15 protein-coding genes and 1 pseudogene are annotated in these 21,049 nt (G+C 43.7%); 12 read left to right on the top strand and 4 right to left on the bottom strand.

Annotated elements, in window-relative coordinates; translation table 11 throughout:
* Positions 1-210: 210 nt before the first annotated feature.
* The 10 genes from myaer_RS14700 to myaer_RS14655 all read left to right on the top strand — a co-directional run bounded on the left by myaer_RS14700 (position 211) and on the right by myaer_RS14655 (position 13,573).
* Positions 211-1,155 (top strand): LysR family transcriptional regulator, encoded by a 945-nt coding sequence (locus tag myaer_RS14700; protein WP_046662647.1) that lies wholly within the window; start codon positions 211-213, stop codon positions 1,153-1,155.
* A gap of 46 nt (positions 1,156-1,201) precedes the next feature.
* Positions 1,202-3,055: an NAD(P)H-quinone oxidoreductase subunit F gene (locus myaer_RS14695; RefSeq protein WP_046662646.1), complete on the top strand. Its 1,854-nt coding sequence runs from the start codon at positions 1,202-1,204 to the stop codon at positions 3,053-3,055.
* A gap of 80 nt (positions 3,056-3,135) precedes the next feature.
* Positions 3,136-3,861: a carbonic anhydrase gene (locus myaer_RS14690; RefSeq protein WP_046662645.1), complete on the top strand. Its 726-nt coding sequence runs from the start codon at positions 3,136-3,138 to the stop codon at positions 3,859-3,861.
* A gap of 78 nt (positions 3,862-3,939) precedes the next feature.
* On the top strand, positions 3,940-5,490 hold the full coding sequence (locus tag myaer_RS14685) for an NADH-quinone oxidoreductase subunit M (RefSeq protein ID WP_046662644.1): 1,551 nt from the start codon (positions 3,940-3,942) through the stop codon (positions 5,488-5,490).
* Positions 5,491-5,547: 57 nt separating this feature from the next.
* Positions 5,548-6,843, top strand: coding sequence for a CO2 hydration protein (locus tag myaer_RS14680; protein ID WP_046662643.1), 1,296 nt, complete (start codon positions 5,548-5,550; stop codon positions 6,841-6,843).
* Between the two features lie 306 nt (positions 6,844-7,149).
* The gene (locus myaer_RS14675; protein WP_046662642.1) at positions 7,150-8,733 is read left to right on the top strand and encodes an SUMF1/EgtB/PvdO family nonheme iron enzyme; all 1,584 of its coding nucleotides are present in this window, start codon (positions 7,150-7,152) and stop codon (positions 8,731-8,733) included.
* A gap of 449 nt (positions 8,734-9,182) precedes the next feature.
* Positions 9,183-9,938, top strand: a complete 756-nt coding sequence (locus tag myaer_RS14670) for a DUF2232 domain-containing protein (RefSeq protein WP_046662641.1) — start codon at positions 9,183-9,185, stop codon at positions 9,936-9,938.
* Between the two features lie 11 nt (positions 9,939-9,949).
* Positions 9,950-10,141, top strand: coding sequence for a hypothetical protein (locus myaer_RS14665; RefSeq protein ID WP_046662640.1), 192 nt, complete (start codon positions 9,950-9,952; stop codon positions 10,139-10,141).
* A gap of 688 nt (positions 10,142-10,829) precedes the next feature.
* The gene (locus myaer_RS14660) at positions 10,830-13,001 is read left to right on the top strand and encodes an Rne/Rng family ribonuclease (RefSeq protein ID WP_046662639.1); all 2,172 of its coding nucleotides are present in this window, start codon (positions 10,830-10,832) and stop codon (positions 12,999-13,001) included.
* Positions 12,998-13,573, top strand: a complete 576-nt coding sequence (locus tag myaer_RS14655; RefSeq protein ID WP_046662638.1) for a ribonuclease HII — start codon at positions 12,998-13,000, stop codon at positions 13,571-13,573. The genes myaer_RS14660 and myaer_RS14655 overlap by 4 nt, the downstream gene beginning before the upstream one ends.
* Here the strand turns inward: myaer_RS14655 and myaer_RS14650 are convergent.
* Both myaer_RS14650 and myaer_RS14645 read right to left on the bottom strand, forming a co-directional pair.
* On the bottom strand, positions 13,570-14,304 hold the full coding sequence (locus myaer_RS14650) for an SDR family oxidoreductase (protein WP_046662637.1): 735 nt from the start codon (positions 14,302-14,304) through the stop codon (positions 13,570-13,572). The genes myaer_RS14655 and myaer_RS14650 overlap by 4 nt on opposite strands.
* 38 nt (positions 14,305-14,342) lie before the next feature.
* The gene (locus myaer_RS14645) at positions 14,343-15,131 is read right to left on the bottom strand and encodes a class I SAM-dependent methyltransferase (protein ID WP_046662636.1); all 789 of its coding nucleotides are present in this window, start codon (positions 15,129-15,131) and stop codon (positions 14,343-14,345) included.
* A gap of 85 nt (positions 15,132-15,216) precedes the next feature.
* On the opposite strand from myaer_RS14645, the pseudogene myaer_RS22535 reads away from it, so the two are divergent.
* Both myaer_RS22535 and myaer_RS14640 read left to right on the top strand, forming a co-directional pair.
* Positions 15,217-15,426, top strand: a pseudogene (locus tag myaer_RS22535) (MvdC/MvdD family ATP grasp protein); the annotation flags it as partial.
* A 212-nt stretch (positions 15,427-15,638) separates the two neighbouring features.
* Positions 15,639-15,797 carry a microviridin/marinostatin family tricyclic proteinase inhibitor gene (locus tag myaer_RS14640; protein WP_041804430.1) on the top strand — a complete coding sequence of 53 codons (159 nt, stop codon included), beginning with the start codon at positions 15,639-15,641 and terminating at the stop codon, positions 15,795-15,797.
* A gap of 172 nt (positions 15,798-15,969) precedes the next feature.
* On the opposite strand, the gene myaer_RS14635 is transcribed toward myaer_RS14640, so the two are convergent.
* A complete protein-coding gene (locus myaer_RS14635) occupies positions 15,970-16,449 on the bottom strand; it encodes a hypothetical protein (RefSeq protein ID WP_046662635.1) in 480 nt (159 codons plus the stop codon).
* Positions 16,450-16,830: 381 nt separating this feature from the next.
* On the bottom strand, positions 16,831-21,048 hold the full coding sequence (locus myaer_RS14630) for a non-ribosomal peptide synthetase (protein WP_046662634.1): 4,218 nt from the start codon (positions 21,046-21,048) through the stop codon (positions 16,831-16,833).
* Between the last annotated feature and the right edge of the window lies 1 nt (position 21,049).

Raw genomic sequence — 21,049 nt, 5'->3', positions numbered from 1 at the left:
TCAACCCTAGGGAGAAGGGAGAAGAGGAGAAGGGAGCAGGGAAGTGGGGGAGAGGGGAGGAAGGAGAAAAAAGCTGACAGCTACAAAAGGTCTTAAGCTGCGGTTATATCTAGTAGAGTCTATATTTATCAAAAAGTTAATTGACTAGAATCTATAAAGGCGTTAGGATTGATGGTGACAAATAGTTGTTATTGAGAAGAGGATAAGAACTTGATACAGGCAACCCTGCACCAGTTAAGGGTTTTCGAGGCTACCGCTCGACACAGTAGCTTTACCAAGGCGGCCGAGGAGTTATTTATCACTCAACCTACCGTCTCAACCCAAGTCAAACAACTCACAAAAGCCGTGGGTTTACCGCTATTCGAGCAAATTGGCAAACGTTTATTTTTAACCGAAGCGGGTCAGGAATTACTGTTCACCTGTCAAGAGATTTTTAAGAAATTGGACAACTTTCAAATGAAAGTGGCCGATATTAAGGGAACTAGACAGGGAAAGCTAACTTTAGGCGTAATTACTACCGCTAAATACTTTGTACCGCGATTACTAGGGGCATTCTGTCAACAGTATCCCGGTATTGACATTGCCCTGCAAGTGACTAATCATCAGAAACTGCAAGAGCGAATGTTAAATAACGAGGATGACCTGTATATTCTCAGTCAACCGCCGGAAGAAGTGGAACTGTGTTCTCAGTCTTTCCTAGAAAATCCCCTAGTGGTGGTGGCGCGACGAGATCATCCATTGGTGGGACAGAAAAATCTTCCCCTTGAGTGCCTCAACCATCAACCTTTTATTATGCGCGAATCGGGATCTGGAACCAGGCAAGCGGTACAAAAATTATTTAATCTCCACGATATTAAAGTTAGGGTGCGCTTGGAATTAGGCAGTAACGAGGCGATTAAACAGGCTATTTCTGGGGGTTTGGGAATATCGGTACTATCTAAGCATACTCTCATCTCGGAAGGGGAAAACGGCGAATTAACCATCCTCGACGTGGAACAGTTTCCAATTCAGCGCAATTGGTACGTTTGTTATCTGGCCGGAAAACAACTTTCCGTGATTGCCGATGCCTTTTTAAAATACCTGCTGGAAGCTAGTCAAACCATCCCCATTCATGCCCCGTTAAAAAATGGTGACAGCTTATTAGTGAGCCATTAAACCTTAAACTTTAATTCAGGATCATTTTTCTTCTTGAGGTGGTTATATGTTCGAGTCCTTCAGCCAGACTATCTGGTTGGTACCTCTTTATGCCTTCGCCGGCGCACTTCTCGCTCTACCCTGGTCTCCCGGTATTATCCGGCAAACCGGCCCGCGACCGGCCGGTTATCTGAACTTGATCATGACCTGCTGGGCTTTTTTGCATAGCCTTTTTGCTTTGCTCGCCGTTTGGGGTCGTCCGCCGCAATCTATAGCATTTAATTGGCTAAATGCCGCAGATTTAAGCATATCTTTAGATGTGCAGATTTCGGCCGTTAATATCGGGGCTTTACTGCTAATTACCGGCTTAAACCTCGCCGCCCAGGTATATGCGATCGCCTATCTAGAAATGGATTGGGGTTGGGCAAGGTTTTATTCTCTCGTCGCCCTCTTTGAAGGGGGTATGTGCGCCCTAGTTATCTGTAATTCGCTATTTTTCAGCTATTGTGTGCTAGAAGTTCTCACCCTCGGCACTTATCTACTGATTGGTTTCTGGTTCAATCAATCTCTGGTGGTAACGGGGGCGCGGGATGCTTTCCTAACCAAACGGATTGGCGATTTAATCCTCTTGATGGGAGTGGTGGCCCTTTTACCCCTGGCGGGAACCTGGAACTTTGACCAATTGGCAGAATGGGCGGCTACAGCCGATTTAAACCCCAATGTGGCTAATTTACTCTGTTTAGCCCTGATTGCAGGTCCAATGGGCAAATGCGCTCAATTTCCCCTGCATTTATGGCTAGATGAGGCCATGGAAGGACCGATGCCAGCGACAATTCTGCGGAATACCGTCGTCGTTTCCACTGGCGCTTGGTTATTGGTCAAATTAGAGCCAGTGCTACAATTATCGTCCTTAACCTTACAGGTGATGATCATTGTTGGCTCTGTCACCGCTATCGGTGCGGGGTTAATTGCGATCGCCCAGATCGATGTCAAGCGCTCCCTTTCCTATTCCGTCAGTGCCTACATGGGACTGATTTTTATCGCTGTGGCCACCGGACAAACGGAAACCGCTTTAGTGTTACTCTTTACTTATGCGATCGCTATGTCCCTGTTAGTCATGGTGGTGGGTAACATCGTTTGGAATAATATCAGCCAAGATTTAAGCCAATACGGCGGTTTATGGTCCCGTCGTCCCGTTTCCGGCATTTGTTATCTCGTCGGTGCCGCTAGTTTAGTCGCACTGCCTCCCTTTGGTGGTTTTTGGTCATTAGCCCGCATGGGCGATCGCCTCGCAGAAGTCAGTGGTTTACTGTTATTAGTGCTATTGTTGGTCAATGCTTTAACTGCTTTTAGTGTCACTAGAGAATTTTGCGTTTTCTTTGGCGGTAAAATCAAACCGATGACCCTGCGCTCTCCGGAAGCTCTTTGGCCCTTAGTTATCCCCATGACTGTGACCATGGGTTTCGCCCTTCATCTGCCGATTTTATTAGCGCAATGGCATTTATTACCAAGTAACTTAAATCTGGGAGTGGCTTTTCTCTTGGTACTTTCCACTGCTGGGGGCGTAATTCCGGCAGCCTATATTTATCTGAATGAAAATATCTCCAAACCGATCGTTTTTCAACCGAAAGCCCTTCAAGATTTCTTTGCCAACGACCTTTATACAGCCCAATTGTATAAAGTCACCATCGTTTTTGTCGTCGGATTAATTTCGCAAATTATTAACTGGATCGATACCTTTCTGGTGGATGGGATCGTTAATCTGGTGGGATTAGCCACGGTTTTTGGTGGTCAGAGTTTGAAATATAACGTCTCAGGACAGACCCAATTTTACTTTCTGTCGATTATTTTGGGGGTGGCTTTGATTGGTATTATCATCTGCTGGCCCCTACTAGCACAAATTTCTCTAGTTTTCAGTTAAAGATTTGATAACTTAGGCTTTTCTTTAGCATCCCCGGCCCTGACAATAGGATTTGTCCTGATTAATGGAAACAATTACCTATGTTCAATACCTCTCGTCGCCAATTAATTCGTTATGGGGGTGGTTTTTTGGGAACCAGTCTAACCGCCTCTGTTTTGGGTTCTCAGTTGTCCAAAACTAACGCCCAAACTGCTGTTAATTCCCAGCCATGGCTAACCGCTCAAAATCAAGGATTGAACCCAGACCAGGCCTTAACTATGCTCATGGAAGGCAATCAACGTTTCTGGGAACGAAGAAAAAAAAGTCCTAACCGCGATCAAGCTCGACTCACAGAAGTGGCCGAAAGTCAAGCCCCTTTTGCGGCAATTTTGGGCTGTGCCGATTCTCGCGTGCCGGCAGAAATTGTTTTTGATCAAGGATTAGGAGATCTATTTGTTTGTCGGGTAGCGGGAAATTTAGCCACTTCCGAAGAAATTGGTAGCCTCGAATTCGGCACGTTGGTGTTAGGAGCTAAGGTAATTGTTGTCCTCGGCCATTCTCGTTGTGGAGCGGTAAAAGCCACCATTGAAGGGGGTCGTTTTCCCGGACAAATCGGTCGTTTAATCGATGGCCTACAGGTGGGAGTTGATCGGTCTGAAAAACAACCCGGTTCCGACAAACTTGAGCGAGCCATTAAATCCAATGTTGTCTATCAAGTAGAGAAATTAGGCAAGTCCCCGGTCATGGGTGATTTAGTAGATAAAAAACAATTAAAAATTGTTGGAGCCTACTACGATCTCGATACCGGCAAAGTGAATTTAATTTAGTCAATTCCAGATTAGTCATCGTGTCGTTTGGCTAATCCTTTTCTCATCCCAGTCATTATAAATTCGATCGATACCAATATGCTCAGTACCCTGCTTTGGTTGCCAATACTTGGAGCAATTATCGTCGGTCTTTTCCCCGATAAATTTGCCCCAGCAAAATTACGTCAAATTACCCTCTTTTTTGTTGCCGCCGTCTTCTTGTGGTCTTTATATCTGCTGACCCAATATAACTTAACCAGTAATGGCTTTCAATTTTCTGAATACCGCGAATGGGCAAAACCAATCGGTTTAAGTTATAACCTCGGAGTCGATGGTTTGTCCTTACCGTTAATTATTTTAAACTGTTTCTTGACAGGAATAGCTATCTATAGTACCGAAGAAAAAGTAGAGCGTCCCCGACTTTATTACATCCTAATCCTCCTGATTAACGCCGGGGTTTCTGGGGCATTAATGGCTAAAAACCTGCTGCTGTTCATCGTTTTCTATGAACTAGAATTAATCCCCTTTTATCTGATGATTGCTATCTGGGGAGGCGAAAAACGTGGCTATGCTTCGATTAAATTTCTTCTCTACACTGCTGTCTCCGGGTTATTAGTCCTAGCGGCATTTTTAGGCATAGGTTTTCTCAACGGTGGTACTTTTGACTATTCCTCCCTCTCCACCGCCGATTTCTCCCAAAAAACCCAATTACTGCTCTTAACTCTGCTGTTAGTGGGATTTGGCATCAAAATCCCCCTCGTACCTCTCCATACTTGGCTACCGGATGCCTACACGGAAGCTTCCCCCGCTACAGCCATTTTACTAGGTGGTATCCTCGCTAAACTCGGTACTTATGGCTTAGTTCGCTTTGGTCTGCAATTATTCCCAGAAACTTGGTCTTTAATCGCCCCCGGACTGGCAATTATCGGCGTTATTAGCGTTATTTACGGGGCCTTGAGCGCTATTGCCCAAAAAGACATTAAACGCATGGTGGCCTACAGTTCGATCGGTCACATGGGCTATATACTGGTAGCAGCCGCCGCCGGCACGGGTTTAAGCGTCCTTGGTGCCGTCGCGCAAATGATTAGCCACGGTCTTATTCTCGCCCTCTTATTCTATCTGGTGGGCATCGTCGAACGCAAAGCCGGAACTAGAGATTTAGACGTTTTAAACGGTTTAATGAACCCAATTCGCGGTTTACCCCTGGTTAGCGCCCTATTAATTCTCGCCGGTATGGCCAGCGCCGGGATTCCCGGATTAGTGGGATTTGTGGCGGAATTTATCGTTTTTCAGGGTAGTTTCTCCCGTTTTCCCGTGCAGACGGTTCTCTGTATCATCGCTTCCGGTTTAACGGCGGTTTACTTTGTTATCCTGCTTAATCGCACCTGTTTTGGTAAATTGGATAATAAACTTGCCTACTATCCCAAAGTCCTGAAATCGGAAACTATCCCCGCTTTTGTCCTAATGGTATTAATCGTCTTTTTAGGTATTCAACCCAATTATTTAGTCCGTTGGATTGAACCCACCACTAACTCGATGGTTGCCAGCTTATCGGGAGAAGCAAAACCTAGTTTTGTCTTCAAAAAATCTCCGCAAAAGTCCTCAAAAACCAACTGGTTGAATCGGGGTAAATATTTGAGTAATAGTTAGTTATCCCTTGCTGTTTCCGAATTATTGTAACCGCTGCTAATTACTTTACCTAAAACTATGACTGGGACATTAATCAAAGCCAAAATTCCCCCTTCTAATCACGAATTCGCCGACATTATCTATCGTTTAGAAGCGGGTGGATCCATGTTGCCGGATACTCCCGAAAACCTGATGCAAATTATCGGCATTTATAAAGCTTATGCCGTGCCGATGGATTTTTATTGGCGAGATCTGCTCTATATTGCCGAACGAGTTTTCCTCGATCCTTTGCCCTTTTTTAAATATTTTCTGCCCCAAGAATACCTAGACCTACAAAATCATTACGCTGGCGATAATGCCGATTTACGCATCTGGCGCGGTACGGGTTCCGCTCACCCTGAATTGTTAGAATTCATGGATAAAGATAAAACCCGAAAAATGCCCAGATTAATCCATCACCTCTGGCATGACCGCGTTAATATGGAATTTGCCGAAGCTTGTATGCAAGCCATGTTATGGCATGGCCGCGATATGGGTTGGGGTTTATTTGATGCCTATCTTGATTCAGAAGAATATCGCCAAAATGCCGACCGCGCTATTAAGGCCTATTTCAAGAAAAATCCCGTCATGATGAAACTTTATGACCTGTTCCCCGATATGTTTTTGGAACAGGTGCGGATGATGTCCTACTACTCTAATTTAGGACTATTCTGGGAAGTGATGGCCCCGGTATTTTTCGAGATGTCCGATATCTACGATGAAGGAGGGTTTAAAGGTGTTCCTGATGCCATGAATTTCCTCGTTAATGGTATTTTTGCCATCGCTGGCCGGCCGATTTATCATCACGTTTATATTGATGGTCAATGCTACGAAATTATCCCCAAATCAAAGGCTTTTACTTGGCTTTATGAAGCGGCTTTACCCTATGTGGAAGCGGTCTTTTATCGTACTGCTCCCTTCCGGGGTACAAAGTCCTATAATGCCCAAGCAAAACAGGTTCCTGACGAACAAAAAGACTTTCACTATGGCATTCTTTATGCGGATGTTTTCCCCGTGGGTACTGCGGGAATTCCGCCGACGTTGTTAATGGATGATATGTATCATTTTTTACCCCAATATCTGATTGATTACTATCAGCAAAACTGCCGGGGGGAAGATGATATTTTGATTCAATTGGGGATTAGTTTCCAGCGCTCGATGTATAATGTCACTTCAGCAGTTATTCAAGCTCTACGCACTGCTTTACTCTATCCCCTCGACGATCCTAATCCCAAACATTTACTTAAAAATCGTCAATTCTTTGAGGCACAAATGGACAGATTTAAACGTCCCGAAGCGCGTCTTAGAGATATCCAAAGTCCTAATTATCGTTAAGGTTTTTGGGTTATTTTTCTGGTGGGTTTATCGCCCACCTTTTTTTGATTATGAGATAACCGAACCCCAAGTCATACTAATACTAAATCCGTTGAGTAACCCACAGAAAACGGGTTTTTCCGAGAAACTCGTTTTCTACTCGAGGGAATAAATAATCAGTATTTAATAGCCAGATTTAGTATTAAGTACCTAAGCAAAATTAATTACACATTTCGATAAAGCTTTTGCCTCTTGCCTTCGTTAAAACCACCCACTTAATAGGATAGTTACAGAACGTAAAAATTGGCTAATTCAGGAGTTATTATTATGCTAGACCAAATGATGAAGATGTTAGAAGGGCAACAAATAGGCTCCTATCGTCTTAATAAATTTCTCGGTGCGGGTGGTTTTGGTGGTGTATTTCATGCTAGTGAAATGGTCAGAAATACATCGGTCAAAGAAGTTGCCATTAAAGTTATCCCCGAAAGTAGCGATGATAAATTAATTGAGTTAACAAATTCCAGAAAGTTAGAACATCCTAATTTAATTAAGAGTTATGCGGTGGGGGAATTTACTTTTCTCAATACTGAAATGCTTTATTTAGTGATGGAATTGGCACAGGGTAGCCTAGAAAATCACATTGCCAAAGCCAGTTTGTCAGCGGATGAGATTAAAAATATTACTGCTCAAGTCGCCCAGGGCTTAAATTATCTTCATCGACAAAATAAAGTCCATCGAGATTTAAAACCGGGTAATATCCTCAAGGTTAATCAACAATACAAGTTAGCAGATTTTGGCTTAATTAGAACCTTAAATAACAAAAGCCACACTCAAACAGTCCACAATACCGGTACAATTATTTATATGCCTCCCGAAGCCTTTAGGGGTGATATTTCCTCAGCTTGGGATCTGTGGTCATTAGGTATTATGTTAATCCAAATGACCACTAATCAATTTCCCTATAAGTTCAATAATGACAATAATCAATTAATGGTAAAGGTGATAAATTGTGAGCTACAAATCCCCAGTTTACCGAAAGAGTTTAAACCGATTATTGAAGGGTGTTTGCAAAAAGATAGAAGACAAAGATGGACAGCACAACAGGTTTTAAATGCCTTACAAGCACTCAAAAAGCCTGTTTCACCAATACCCCTAATTGCTTCACCTACTCCATTTACCGAAAAACTACCCAATCGAGTAACACTAGAGATGGTGAACTTACCAGCAGGTGAATTTCTCATGGGATCTCCTGACAGTGATTCTGATGCTTTCAATTATGAAAAGCCTTCACACCAAGTTAAAGTCAACAGTTTTGCGATTGGGAAATATCCTGTGACTCAGGCACAATATCAAGCAGTAATGGGAACCAATCCCTCTCGGTTTAAAAATAATCCGCAAAATCCGGTAGAAAATGTTAGTTGGAACGATGCTCAAGCTTTTTGTCAGAAATTGAGTCAAATAACAGGGAAAACCTATCGCCTACCGACGGAAGCGGAATGGGAATATGCTTGTCGTGCGGGGACCACTACTCGTTATTATTTCGGTGATGATGCTAATCAATTAGGAAATTACGCTTGGTATGACGGAAATTCGGGGTTCTTTCGGGGTAAAACTCATCCTGTGGGCCAGAAAAACCCCAATGCTTGGGGACTGTATGACATGAGTGGCAATGTTTGGGAATGGTGCGAAGACGATTGGCACGATAACTATATCGGAGCGCCAAAGGATGGATCGGCGTGGCTTATCAATAATGATAATCGTTCTCAGCACTTTAAGTGTCTGCGGGGCGGTTCTTGGTGCTTCAATCCCGCTTACTGCCGTTCTGCTTACCGCTACTACTACTACCGCCGCGACGACGACACCGGCAACTTCGGTTTTCGGGTGGTGTGCGGTGCTGGGAGGACTCTGTAACCCTTTGTTCTTTTGCTCTTTTGCCCTTTGTCTCCCGCCCTTAGACGGGTCGATTTTTTTTTTAGAAAATTGAGAGCCGTAGTGGACTGTTTCAGCTAAAATAGGGCAATAGATTTCGGCTTAAAGTCTTAGATTATAGAATTTCTAGCATTTTTCTAATACACCAAATTAGCTGAAACAATCCACTACCTACTCATTCGCCCGTACTTTTTGCCGCAAACCCTGTACCTTTTGGGCGAACGCAGTTCGCCCCTACATTGTGGACAAAATCCGTTACTGTAGGGGCGCAAAGCTTGCGCCCTCCGATCGATTGGGATATTATTCCCATGCAAGTCCCTTATTAAAGACTGATTATTTATTCCCCCTTTTGCCTCTTGTCTGACTGGGAGTCGCCAGTCTAAGCTAAGAATAGCTGGCCACCCCGTCCCGACCACCGGATAACTGATAGAATGAACGATTCTAACGCTAATGCTCCCGCTCAATCCTCACAAGAGACAATAGATGAAACCAATTGGGTAGATCTGGGGGAAGAGGAGAAACCCCTAGATAAACCCACAACCAAACCTATCCAACCATCTCCTCTCAAGTCTATCGCTACCCTGATCACGGTGGAGACGGCTTTTTTGGCCAGTGCTACCAGTTTAATCTGGTTAATTGATTATTATTTTCCCCTGGGACCGTTATTAAGGGTTTTCTTCCCGATTCCTATCGCTTTAGCCTATTTACGTTGGGGCGCTCGTTGTGCTTGGATGACAGCATTAGTTTCTAGTTTACTTTTGTCGGTGTTAATGGGACCGACTCGCAGTATCGTCTTTTTGATTCCCCACGGCCTGATGGGGTTACAATTGGGGCTATGCTGGCGCCGGGGTGCGCGCTGGGAATTTTCTATCTTGACCGGGGGACTGTTGGGGGCTTTTGGTTTATTCTTTCGTTTTTGGCTGTTTTCAATTCTTTTAGGCGAAAATCTCTGGTTATATGTGATTACCCAAGCGACTAATTTTATCGATTGGATTTTCACCTGGTTAGGGATTCTCGCTAAACCGACGCTGCTGCAAGTGCAATCGGTAGCAGTTGTGGGCATATTTGTCAATAGTTTATTATACTTATTTGCCGTGCATTTAGTGGCGTTATTAGTTCTTGATCGCCTCGGTAATCCGATTTCTCGTCCGCCCAAATGGGTGCAGGCCATACTAGATTATGAGTGATTATTTAGCGCTTGATTCTCTACGAAAATATTGCCGGTAATCAAGGCAGTAATTTGGCCGCGGCCCGATGGTTAAAGGGGAAAGGTTATCGACTATACCGTTATCGTCCCTACCGGCAAGAATTGCTAGAAATCGAGTCAGAAGCCGATTTACAGGGAATTTTGAACGTTATCGCCTTACCAGAACAGGAATTAAGGGATTAAGGAAACCGTCAATCTGGTCATCTCGTCGATAATACTAGCGGTACTAGCGGGTTAATTAATTCTTAAGAAAGCCAAAAGGGGATAAAAAGGGAATTTTAGCCTAAAAAGTCGGCTATATAGCTTTTTAGGTCTATTTTATTGCCTATCATTGCTCCTGACTCCTTTCTTGCCCCGAAAAATTTATCTTGGTCAGGGGATCATCGTCTTGTCAGAGAGTGACCCAGTGAGTTATAGTCGTCTATAAGACTCGATTAAAGCATTTCTTAAAAGAATCGTGGTTTTTGGAAAATTGAAAAGTGCGCTATTTTTCCCGTCCACAGAAACCCGTTGCCGAGGGGAGTAACTCAAAAACTCCTTTTTTCCTAGATTCTGATAGACAGAACCAGCGGAAACGGATAAAAAATGCTGTTATCGAGCAAGACTCAGGGATTAATTGAAAATCTCGTCTCCTGGCTGTGCTTGTCCAATTGTGGGTCAAGCCGGCAGTTGCCAAACAGACTTAACAACTGAAACCAAGACTCAGTTCCCAGGTCTGAGAGGCAGATGAACATCAAGATGAGGCTTTAACGATGCGGACTCATCTTCTTAGAACTTTCTTAACAAGACCAGATTTCCAGAAGTAGCCTCAAAGCATAGACAAATAGCCCATGGTCCGTCGCTTTTGAAACCGAAAGATTGAGGAAATTGAATGCCAAAACAAATAATCATAGCCGAACAACACCATATAGCGGCTGTTTTTTGGGAAGATCAAATTCAGGAATTAGTTGTAGCCACAGGTAATCAGCAGGTGGCCGACATCTATCTAGGATTAGTAGAAAATGTCATCCCTGGGATAGATGCGGCCTTTGTCAATATTGGCGATGCGGAACGCAATGGCTTTATCCATGTCACCGACCTGGGCCCCTTAAGACTGAAAAAAACTGCCGGTGCTATCACCGAATTACTGGCCCCCCAGCAAAAAGTGCTGGTACAGGTAATGAAAGAACCCACCGGCAACAAGGGACCGCGGCTAACGGGAAATGTCACTCTCCCGGGCCGTTATCTGGTATTGATGCCCAATGGTCGCGGGGTGAATCTTTCCCGTCGCATTCGCAGTGAAGATGAGCGCTCCCGTTTACGAGCTTTAGGGATTTTGGTCAAACCGGCGGGGATGGGTTTGCTGGTACGCACCGAGGCCGAAGGCAAAGCGGAAGAAGCGATTATCGAGGATTTGGAATTTCTGCAAAAACAGTGGGAGAATATCCAACAGATGGCCGTCAGCAGCCGCGCCCCGGCCCTGCTGAACCGCGATGATGACTTTATTCAAAGGGTTTTGCGGGATATGTACAGTGCCGATGTCAATCGCATTGTTGTGGATAACCCGGTGGCGGTAAAACGAGTTAAACAACAATTGACGAACTGGGGCGGCGGCAAAGCTCTCGAAGGGGTTTATATCGACTCCCATCGGGAAACCCAGCCAATTCTCGACTATTTCCGGGTTAACGCCGCCATTCGCGAGGCCCTGAAACCCCGGGTTGATTTACCCTCCGGCGGCTACATTATCATCGAACCGACGGAAGCTTTAACGGTAATTGATGTTAACTCCGGTTCCTTTACCCGTTCGGCCACGGCCCGAGAAACCGTACTCTGGACTAATAGCGAGGCCGCCACAGAAATCGCCCGACAACTGCGCTTGAGAAATATCGGCGGTGTGGTGGTGGTGGACTTCATCGATATGGATTCCCGTCGCGACCAGTTGAAACTACTGGAATTGTTTAATAAGGCCCTGAAAAGTGACAAGGCCCGGCCCCAGATTGCCCAATTATCGGAATTGGGGTTAGTGGAATTAACTCGTAAGCGTCAAGGGAAAAACATTTATGAATTATTCGGCAAAACCTGTGACCATTGCGGCGGACTAGGCCATTTAGCCCATCTACCCGGAGAAGGCAACGCCATCGCCCTGGAAACCGCCACCGTTAGCCGTGCGGAAAAAGAAACCTTTGTCGTTGCGCCGACTAATACAAAAGTTCTGCCCGATAAGAGCGCTCCTAGCGTTGCCGCTGCCGAACCCTATCTAGAAGTTTTCCCCGAATTTGAGGCCGAAGAAAACGCCCAAGGAATGGATCTTTCCTTCCATCCCAACTATCAAGAACAGGTTAATAATTCTCGCCGTCGCCGTCGTCGTCGTCCCTCGGAACTGTTACTCAAAGAGGAACGGAGCGAAAAAGCCTCTACTAACGGTGTTAACAACGAAATCGAGCCGGAATCAGAACCCCAACGCCTTGAGGAAAAACGAGAACGCCCCGCCCGTCTATCGAAACGGGGAGAAGATGCCAGTGCGGGCAAAAATATCCCCGTCGCCGAACGGGAAAGGGTTTCCGTGGAAATGACCCCCGTAGAACAGGAAGTTTATTCTTTAATGGGCATTTCACCCCTGATTCTGGTGGATAAGGAGTTTAAAGACCCGAAATCGGTGATTGTTTCCGTGAAACTGGCAGGGGAAAGAAAAGCGGAAAACCCAGAAACGCCTGCCACTCCTGAAATATCCTTGACTCCCACCCCAGAAGCCGAGGACACAGCCGCCACTGCCCCAATAGAGGCGACGGAAACCGGCGAGGAAGCCGAAAATCGTCCCTTGGTGCGCCGTCGTCGTCGTTCCACCACTAGCGAAGTTAGTCAGGAAATCGACCAAGAAGCTAGTCCGCCAGTGACTTTTAGCCCCGAACCGATTGCGCCCGAAACTCCAGTTTTTCTGGGTGAAGTCATTCCTTTAGAGACCCCGGTGAGCGACGAGGTGACAGAAGACCGACAAATAGAGGCTGAAACCATGGTGCTGCGTCGTCGTCGTCGTCGTTCTTCCGCCACTGCCGATGAGTCATGAGTGCAGAACCCTTAATTGCCGGTGTCGATGAAGTGGGGCGCGGGGCTTTATTTGGCCCCGTGGTGGCGGCGGTAGTGGTCACTGTCCCCTCTGGTTTTCCGCAGCTGTGGGAGTTGGGGGTGAAGGATAGTAAGCAACTTAGCCCCCAAAAACGGCAAAAATTGAGCCAGCAAATACAACGGGATTTTGTTTGTCGCATCGGTTATGCTACGGTTAAAGAGATCGATCGCTTGAATATTTTTCATGCTTCCCTACTGGCAATGAGCAGAGCTATCGGGAAATTACCCCTTTCCCCCAATCTCTGCTTGCTCGATGGTAGGCACATTATTAAAGATTTGTCAATCCCCCAAAAGGCGGTAATTCGGGGAGATCAACAATCGCCAGTAATTGCGGCAGCTAGTATCGTGGCGAAAGTCTGGCGCGATGACTTAATTACTCGTTGGCACGGACGCTATCCCAATTATGGACTCTCTCGTCACAAGGGTTATGGCACTGCTCAACACCTAGAAGCGATTGGCAACTATGGACTTACTTCTCAGCACCGGCGCTCTTTTAGTCCCTGTCAACATTAAAGAGTAACTCCACCGTCCACGGGTAAAACTACACCTGTCATATAGGGGTTGATAATCAAACTCAATACTGCTAGGGCGACTTCTTCGGGTTGCCCTAAATGTTCGACAGGTAGAGCAGAAACCGCCCATTTGCTCAGGTCGGAGCGTTCCGAATCACCTTGACTGCTCCAGATACTTGTATCTTCTATTAATCCGGGGGCAACAACGTTAACGCGAATAGGAGCGAGTTCTAGGGCGAGGGCGCGTCCAAATACGGCTACGGCACTATTAGCGGCGGCTAGGACAGAAATTCCGCCCATTTTGGAATATTTGAACATAGTGACGCTGGATGTCAGGGTAATAGAACCGTCCTTGGCCAAAGTTTTCAGGGAGCCACGCACTGCTAAAAAGGTTGCCCAGAATTTCTCCATACCTCCCCGGGCCGTTTCTGCGGTCATTTCGGTTAATAAGGCTCGCGGCATATTTCTGTCTCCCAGAGAGGTGACTACTAAATGGTCAAAGTTGCCAATTTCTGCAAAAAAGGCATTAACAGAATCTTCTTCTAAAAAATTAACAGTTTTGGCTTCAATCTCCCCGGAAATTAGGGCAACAGCGGCAGCTAATTTCTCTTGAGAAGCATGGGAAAGCACCACTTTTGCCCCCAGGGAGAGCAATTTTTCGGCAATCGCTAGGTCAATCCCCGAGTTTGCACCAATAATAACGACTTTTTTACCCGATAAGGAATCAAACATTTTTTTGTCTCCAAAAATTCAAGAAAAACTGACAACTATTACAGTATATTTACTGGCTTTTGGGCAGCAACTAACCAATAAGTTATGGCCGAGGAACTTAGCAAATTATCCAGAGGCTTAATGTTTAAATTATAGGTTTCTTCGTCTAATTTTCCCGATTGCAATTCCTCTGTTAACCAAGACTTAAGATGGCGAAAATGTCTGAACCAGCACTCCTCCGTCACCTCGACAAATTGAACATCTTTAAACCCTGCCTGTTGATAAAGATTTTGATACTCTGCCATATCTTTGACCGTGTTTGCTTGGGGAACTGTCCAATCACCTAAAAGTTCCGTTGTGGCAAAACTCAGATCTGAGAGAATTAAGGTTCCCCCCGGCTTTAATACTCGCCAAGCTTCTTGTAGGAATTGCCGCCTGGTATTAAAATAAAAAGCCGCTTCTACACAAATAATTTGCTCAAAAGAATGATCGGCAAAATCCATCTCTACTGCGTCCATTAACAGAAATTTACCCTCGGGAAAATTCAAGAGACTTCTGGAAATTTGTGTCGGAGAAATGTTAATCCCCACAATTGCTATCAATGGGTAATATTTGAGAAGATAATGGGTAGTTGCTCCTAAACCACAGCCAACATCAAGAATTGTTCCCTGTTTGTTGGGAATAAATTCTAAAAGTTTCTCCATCAGAGTAGAGGATGCTTCCTGTTGATCTTGGGTATGGGAGAGCCAATAACCGACATTAAAAAACTCTCTTTCACCATAAAACTCTCGAATCGAAGGACTACAAATTAAATCATCGAATCTAGCAATCCATTCATTTTTATCCATTTTTCAACTCACTTAACTCTCTCGGCAAAAACTACATTAGTTTAACACGATTGGGCTTAGTAGAGCGGGAAGTGAGAAGTGAGAAGTGGGTTATAGCAATGCTTGCCAAACTCCTGTTAAGGCACTAGATATTGACCGCGTGGCTGAGGCGATATAAAAAAAAGGAGCCACACCTTTTCCCTTAGATACTGATAAATTTCCCTTAGAGGTTCAACTAACAGCCCAATTTAATGGTAAAAAAAGTTTTTATCAATTAACCTATAACCATCAATCTATATTATCATATCTGGTGAGGGACAGAAGTTATCGCTTTTGAATTAGGAATGGGGAGCGGAGAACAGGGAAGAAAATTGGCGTACCTGATGACCCTGAATAAAGCTATAAGTGTCACCGATGGGAGTGCGGGTAAGGTGAGTATTTGACTTGAGTAAGACGGCAATATATGTTACTATCACAAGGTAATCGCAGCTATCTTGAAAAAGCTGCTACTCAAAACTAGGAATGACCATGAATTATCCCAATACCGAACAAAGTAAAGCAATACCCTTCTTTGCTCGTTTTTTATCTGTGGACCAAGACGAGGCTCCGACTCCCGATTCCCCCCCCGATTCTGAACCGGCTCCCGTTTGGACTTGGAAATGGCCTTCTGACTGGGAAGATAGTTAATTAATTTCAAGATTGCTTTCAGTAATTCACACAGAAAACAACCACCGCCATAAGTCAAGCAGGAGTAAGATTTATGGCGGTTTTTTGTTGTATTTAGGGTTTGCTGAAAAAGTCAATTTGCCGGTGAGGGCAGCAGGAGAGAGGAGGGAGAAAGTGCTTAGTCAAGTTAAAACTACTCTTCAGCAATTTCGACTTCTTTGGGAGCAATGGGTTCTTCGGCAGCAATTTCTACTTCAATAGCCTTTTTCAGGTTAAGTTTTAGAACTTGAGAAATTGGTAAACCTTCCAACTCATTGATGAGATATTCTTGAGTTTCTGTTTCACGACGTTTGAGATAGACCGTTTTAAGCAGTGCCTCAATGCCATAACGCGTAACAATGTCACCAATAATGGTAGAGATGCCTAAGACCCCAAGTCCACCAATTAGTCCCAGCGGACCGCCTAACCCAAAAAGTGCGTAAATCGCAGGATAGGCAGTACCACCGGATGCGGCAACAGCAATAATGAAAATAATGCCGGGGAGTCCAAGAGATGCAAGTTTTTGAACAACTTCATCCAGAGAAATTCCCCAGGAGACAAGTTTTTTGTTGATGTCTGTGGGATTAATTTCGAGAAAATCATGGGGAATGGCCGTTTCAGTAGTTTCCGTCATTGATGAGACTCCTAAAATCACTAAGTTGGATTGGTTGGTCGGGATTTCAGTCATATAAAATCCATGGTAAGGCAAAAGAATACAAATCGGCTGTCTAGCAATCAGATGCCTTGCAGCATTCTACATTAGTCTTACTGTTCACACAACTTGTAGAAAATCGTCAGTTCTTAGATTAAATCCTGTTTAAAAGATAGAGGAGATTGGGGAGAAACAATTGATAAGTAGTCTTGCAAAATAAATTTCCTACTGAAGATAGGCACTCATGCAAGAGGCAAAAGGCAAAAGCTTTATCGAAATGTGTCACTAATTTTGCTTAGGTACATAACTGGGTTTTTCAAGTTGGATTGGGAGTTAACCATAGTCTTAAAAACGGGTTTGGTATCAAATCTCAAGGCAAACTTTTAACTCTTCGGCTAAAATCTGGACATGGGGTTCCACCATAATCGAGACATGATTTCCTAGGACGAAATGAATCTCAACTGGCTCTGTAGAAAATTCACTCCAGCCTAAAGAGGAATCCTCGCAATCTCCAGCTATTAAATCTTTATTTGGATCATCAGATAATTCCTCACTGGCCCGTATAATCGTAATTTTACCCGGATAAGTCTGTTTAGGGAGATAATCAATCAGACATAAACAGCTAGTTTTATAGGCTTGGACAATTTTTTCAAGCTGTCTAGTTTCCGCATTGGGAGGAAGCATATTAGCCAGTTTAAAAAAGTTTAAGGCGTATTTTAATTGTTCCTCCACTGTTAAGAGTTGAAGAGTTTCATAGGAAATATCGATGGTTTTATCTAAATAAACTTCGATACCTTTGCTGACTTCAGCTAACCATCGCGCATGATCCCAATTAATATAATCAAGCAAAATTTGTTTGTCTTTATAAGTGGGTGCTGAAGAATCAATGATTGCTAGTAATGCCACTTGTTCACCCTGATTAACCAACTGTTGAGCCATTTCAAAAGCCACATTACCACCGTAGGAATGTCCTCCCAAAAAGTAGGGTCCTTGGGGTTGTAAATCCTGCATGGCTTTAAGATAAATACTGGCTATATCCTCAATGCGAGTGATTTCTCCAAACTGTTGATAGAGATCATTTTCAAAACTGTAGAAAGGTTGATCTTTTCCTAAATAACGTCCTAAATGGTAAAAATAAAATGGTCGTCCTCCGGCGCCTGGAACACAGAAGAAAGGAGGCTTTGAACCCTGGGGTTGAATGGGAACCAAACAAGACTGGTTAGAGGAATCTGCATCGGTTTGGATAATGGTCGCTAACTGTTCAATAGTTGGGTTTTGAAACAGTGTTGTTACGGCAATTTCCTTGCCTAACTGTTCTTTAATTTGGGTGATTAAATAAGGAGCTAAAAGGGAATGGCCACCGAGGTCAAAAAAGTTATCATGCACGCTAACTTTGTCAATTTTTAGCACTTTTGACCAGATTTGTACTAGGTTTAATTCTAACTGATTACGCGCTTCAATAAATCTGTCTGAATCACTGGGGTTACTAGGAGCTTTTAACGCACGGCGATCAATTTTTCCGTTAGCTGTTAAAGGGAAAAACTCCAGCATCACAAAAGCACCCGGAACCATATAACCGGGCAATTTATGGCTAAGAAATTGACGCAAATCGCCACTTGTTAGCTTTACTCCTAGCTTAGGTACAATATAGGCAACTAACTGTTTTTCCCCCGGATTGTCTTCACGAACAATCACACAAGAAGACTGTACCGCCTGATTTTGACTAAGTACAGCCTCAATTTCTCCCAATTCAATACGGAAGCCGCGAATTTTTACTTGATTGTCAATCCGTCCTACATATTCAATATTACCATCGGGTAAATAACGCGCTAAGTCTCCCGTTTTATAGAGACGGGAATCTGGGTAATTACTAAAAGGATTAGGAATAAATTTTTCTTGGGTTAATTGGGGACGATTGAGATAACCTTTGGCTAATCCTGCGCCACCAATATGTAATTCTCCTACTACACCAATCGGGACAGGTTGGAGATTTTTATCCAGCAAATAGATTTGGGTATTGGCAATCGCTTTGCCAATGGGAATAGTTGTGGCTGTAGAAGCTACGTTTTCCACTAAATACCAAGAAGAAAACGTTGTATTTTCCGTTGGACCATAGACATGAAGCAACCGTTGTGGCGCACCTTTTTCTAGTACCTCTTGTACCCATTTTGGTTCAACTGCTTCACCCCCAAATAGTAAGCAGCGTAAGCTACTAAAAGCTTGCGGAACTAAATTGGCTAACTGATTAAAAAGTGCTGTGGTTAAAAATAAGACACTAATCCGATTTTCCTTTAAGCTTAGTGCCAATTCTTGGGGTGAGAGCAAAACTGATTTAGCGATAATAATAATCTTAGCACCGTTAAGTAAAGCCCCCCAAATTTCAAAAGTAGCGGCATCAAAAGCAATATTAGACGCTTGAACAACGCGGTCATCAGGAGTAAACTGGATGTAATTAGTATTTAATACCAGTCGATTAACTGCTTGATGAGTGACGATAACACCCTTGGGTATTCCTGTAGAACCAGAAGTATAAATAACGTAGGCTAAATTATCCGCAGAAACTGTGCTGTTCAGATTCTCCTGACTTGCCTGATTAATTTGTTCCCAATCTTTGTCTAAACAGATAACAATAGTCTGATGATTTGGCAAGGAATTCTGTAAAGATTCGCAGGTTAATATTATTTTAACTTGGGTATCTTGGAGCATGAAGCTAATGCGTTCTTGGGGATAATCTGGGTCAATAGGAACATAAGCTCCACCGACTTTAAGAATAGCCAATAATCCCACAATCATGTCTAAGGAACGCTCTAGACAAATCCCCACTAATTCATCTGGTTTTACTACTAATTTTTGCAGGTAATGAGCTAATTGATTAGCACGATAATTTAATTCATTGTAGGTTAATTTTTGCTCTGAACATACCACTGCTACCGCATCGGGTGTGCGTTTTACCTGTTCTTCAAATAATTGATGAATACATTTATCAGAGGGATAATCTGTGTGAGTTTCGTTCCACAATGATAACAATTGATAACGTTCTTCATCACTTAACATTGATAACTCAAAAATTCCCATATTGGGATTAGCTGCAATCGCAGTTAAGAGATTTTGAAAATGTTGCCCCATTTGGTTAATGGTGGGGGCAGCAAACAAATCCGTACTATAACACCAAACCGCTTCTAAACGATCAGAAACTTCCCAAAAATTTACCTCTAAATCAAATCGCGCTTTAAGCTCAACAGATAAAGGCAAACTCTCCATCTTTAAGCCAGATAAACTGGCCTCAGATTGGGGAGTATTTTGCAGTGAGAACATTACCTGTATCAAAGGATTGTGACTTAAATCGCGGTTTAATTGTAATTTTTCTACTAACATTTCAAAAGGCAAATCTTGATGAGCATAAGCTGATAAAGTTGTTTGCTTTACTCGTTCTAATAACTCCAGAAAACTCGGATTTCCCGACATATCACCCCTTAAAGCCAAAGTATTGGCAAAAAAGCCCATTAATTTCTCAATTGCCGAACTATTACGATTAGCGATGGGAGAACCCACCAACACATCTAATTGACCACTATAACGAGAAATTAGGACAAAAAAAGCCGCCAGTAAAGTCATAAATAGCGTTGCTCCTGACTCTTGACTTAACCTTTTGAGGCGTTGCGTTAAGTCTTGATTCAGGCGAAAAACCTGCCCATCACCCCGGAAACTAGGAATTGGAGGACGGGGATAATCCGTCGGCAATTCTAAAATAGTAGGTGCATCTTGTAACTGTTTTTGCCAGTAATTAAGTTGACGTTCCAAGACTTCACCGGTGAGCCATTGACGTTGCCATACGGCAAAATCGGCGTATTGAATCGATAATTTAGCGAGAGGGGAAGGCAACCCCCGGACAAAGGCCGCATAAAGTTGCGATAATTCATCAAAGAAGATGCTCAAAGACCAACCATCGTAAATAATATGGTGCATCTTCAACAGCAATACATACTCTTGGGAACTGAGTTTAAGTAACTTAAATTGGACTAAGGATTCCTTGGCTAGATTAAAGGGTTTTAAGGAGAAAGCAATCGCTATTTCTTGCAAATGTTCTGTCTGTTCATTCTTTGATAAATTTTGTAAATCTTCTAGGGGTAAACTGACGGGGGAAGGGGGAGCAATGCGCTGAATTGGTTGCCCTTCAATCATGGGAAAAGTGGTTCTTAAAATTTCATGACGGCGAATTAGTTCGCTGAGACTTTGTTCTAAAGCCAACAGATTGAGGGAGCCTTCTAACCGTAAAGCGTCCAACAGATTATAGGAATGACTATCGGGGGAAAGTTGGTGTAAAAACCAGAGTCGCTGTTGAGCAAAAGAGAGGGGTAAATCCTGATCCCGTGACACGGGAATAATCTCTAAATCAACAGTATTAGTTGGGATTTTTGCCGCTCTTAAAAAGTCCAAAATTTCAGGTTTTTTGGCGGCGATTTCTTCTTTAATTTCTGGGGTCATAACCCCTTTGGGAGCCTGAAAACGAAGTTTTTCGCCTTCCAGCCATAGTTTAATCTCTAAACCCTTCAAATACGCTAAAAAATCTCCTACTTTCACT

The sequence above is a fragment of the Microcystis aeruginosa NIES-2549 genome, assembly GCF_000981785.2.
Classification (GTDB): Bacteria; Cyanobacteriota; Cyanobacteriia; order Cyanobacteriales; family Microcystaceae; genus Microcystis; species Microcystis aeruginosa_C.
Note: the sequence above shows the minus strand (reverse complement) of the source record. Positions and strands in the feature narration are given on the sequence as shown.

Excerpts from the sequence above, each read along its gene's own strand:
- myaer_RS14695 (WP_046662646.1), top strand. The coding sequence starts at position 1,202 with ATGTTCGAGTCCTTCAGCCAGACTATCTGGTTGGTACCTCTTTATGCC.
- myaer_RS14690 (WP_046662645.1), top strand. The coding sequence starts at position 3,136 with ATGTTCAATACCTCTCGTCGCCAATTAATTCGTTATGGGGGTGGTTTT.
- myaer_RS14685 (WP_046662644.1), top strand. The coding sequence starts at position 3,940 with ATGCTCAGTACCCTGCTTTGGTTGCCAATACTTGGAGCAATTATCGTC.
- myaer_RS14680 (WP_046662643.1), top strand. The coding sequence starts at position 5,548 with ATGACTGGGACATTAATCAAAGCCAAAATTCCCCCTTCTAATCACGAA.
- myaer_RS14675 (WP_046662642.1), top strand. The coding sequence starts at position 7,150 with ATGCTAGACCAAATGATGAAGATGTTAGAAGGGCAACAAATAGGCTCC.
- myaer_RS14670 (WP_046662641.1), top strand. The coding sequence starts at position 9,183 with ATGAACGATTCTAACGCTAATGCTCCCGCTCAATCCTCACAAGAGACA.
- myaer_RS14660 (WP_046662639.1), top strand. The coding sequence starts at position 10,830 with ATGCCAAAACAAATAATCATAGCCGAACAACACCATATAGCGGCTGTT.
- myaer_RS14655 (WP_046662638.1), top strand. The coding sequence starts at position 12,998 with ATGAGTGCAGAACCCTTAATTGCCGGTGTCGATGAAGTGGGGCGCGGG.
- myaer_RS14650 (WP_046662637.1), bottom strand. The coding sequence starts at position 14,304 with ATGTTTGATTCCTTATCGGGTAAAAAAGTCGTTATTATTGGTGCAAAC.
- myaer_RS14645 (WP_046662636.1), bottom strand. The coding sequence starts at position 15,131 with ATGGATAAAAATGAATGGATTGCTAGATTCGATGATTTAATTTGTAGT.
- myaer_RS14640 (WP_041804430.1), top strand. The coding sequence starts at position 15,639 with ATGAATTATCCCAATACCGAACAAAGTAAAGCAATACCCTTCTTTGCT.
- myaer_RS14635 (WP_046662635.1), bottom strand. The coding sequence starts at position 16,449 with ATGACGGAAACTACTGAAACGGCCATTCCCCATGATTTTCTCGAAATT.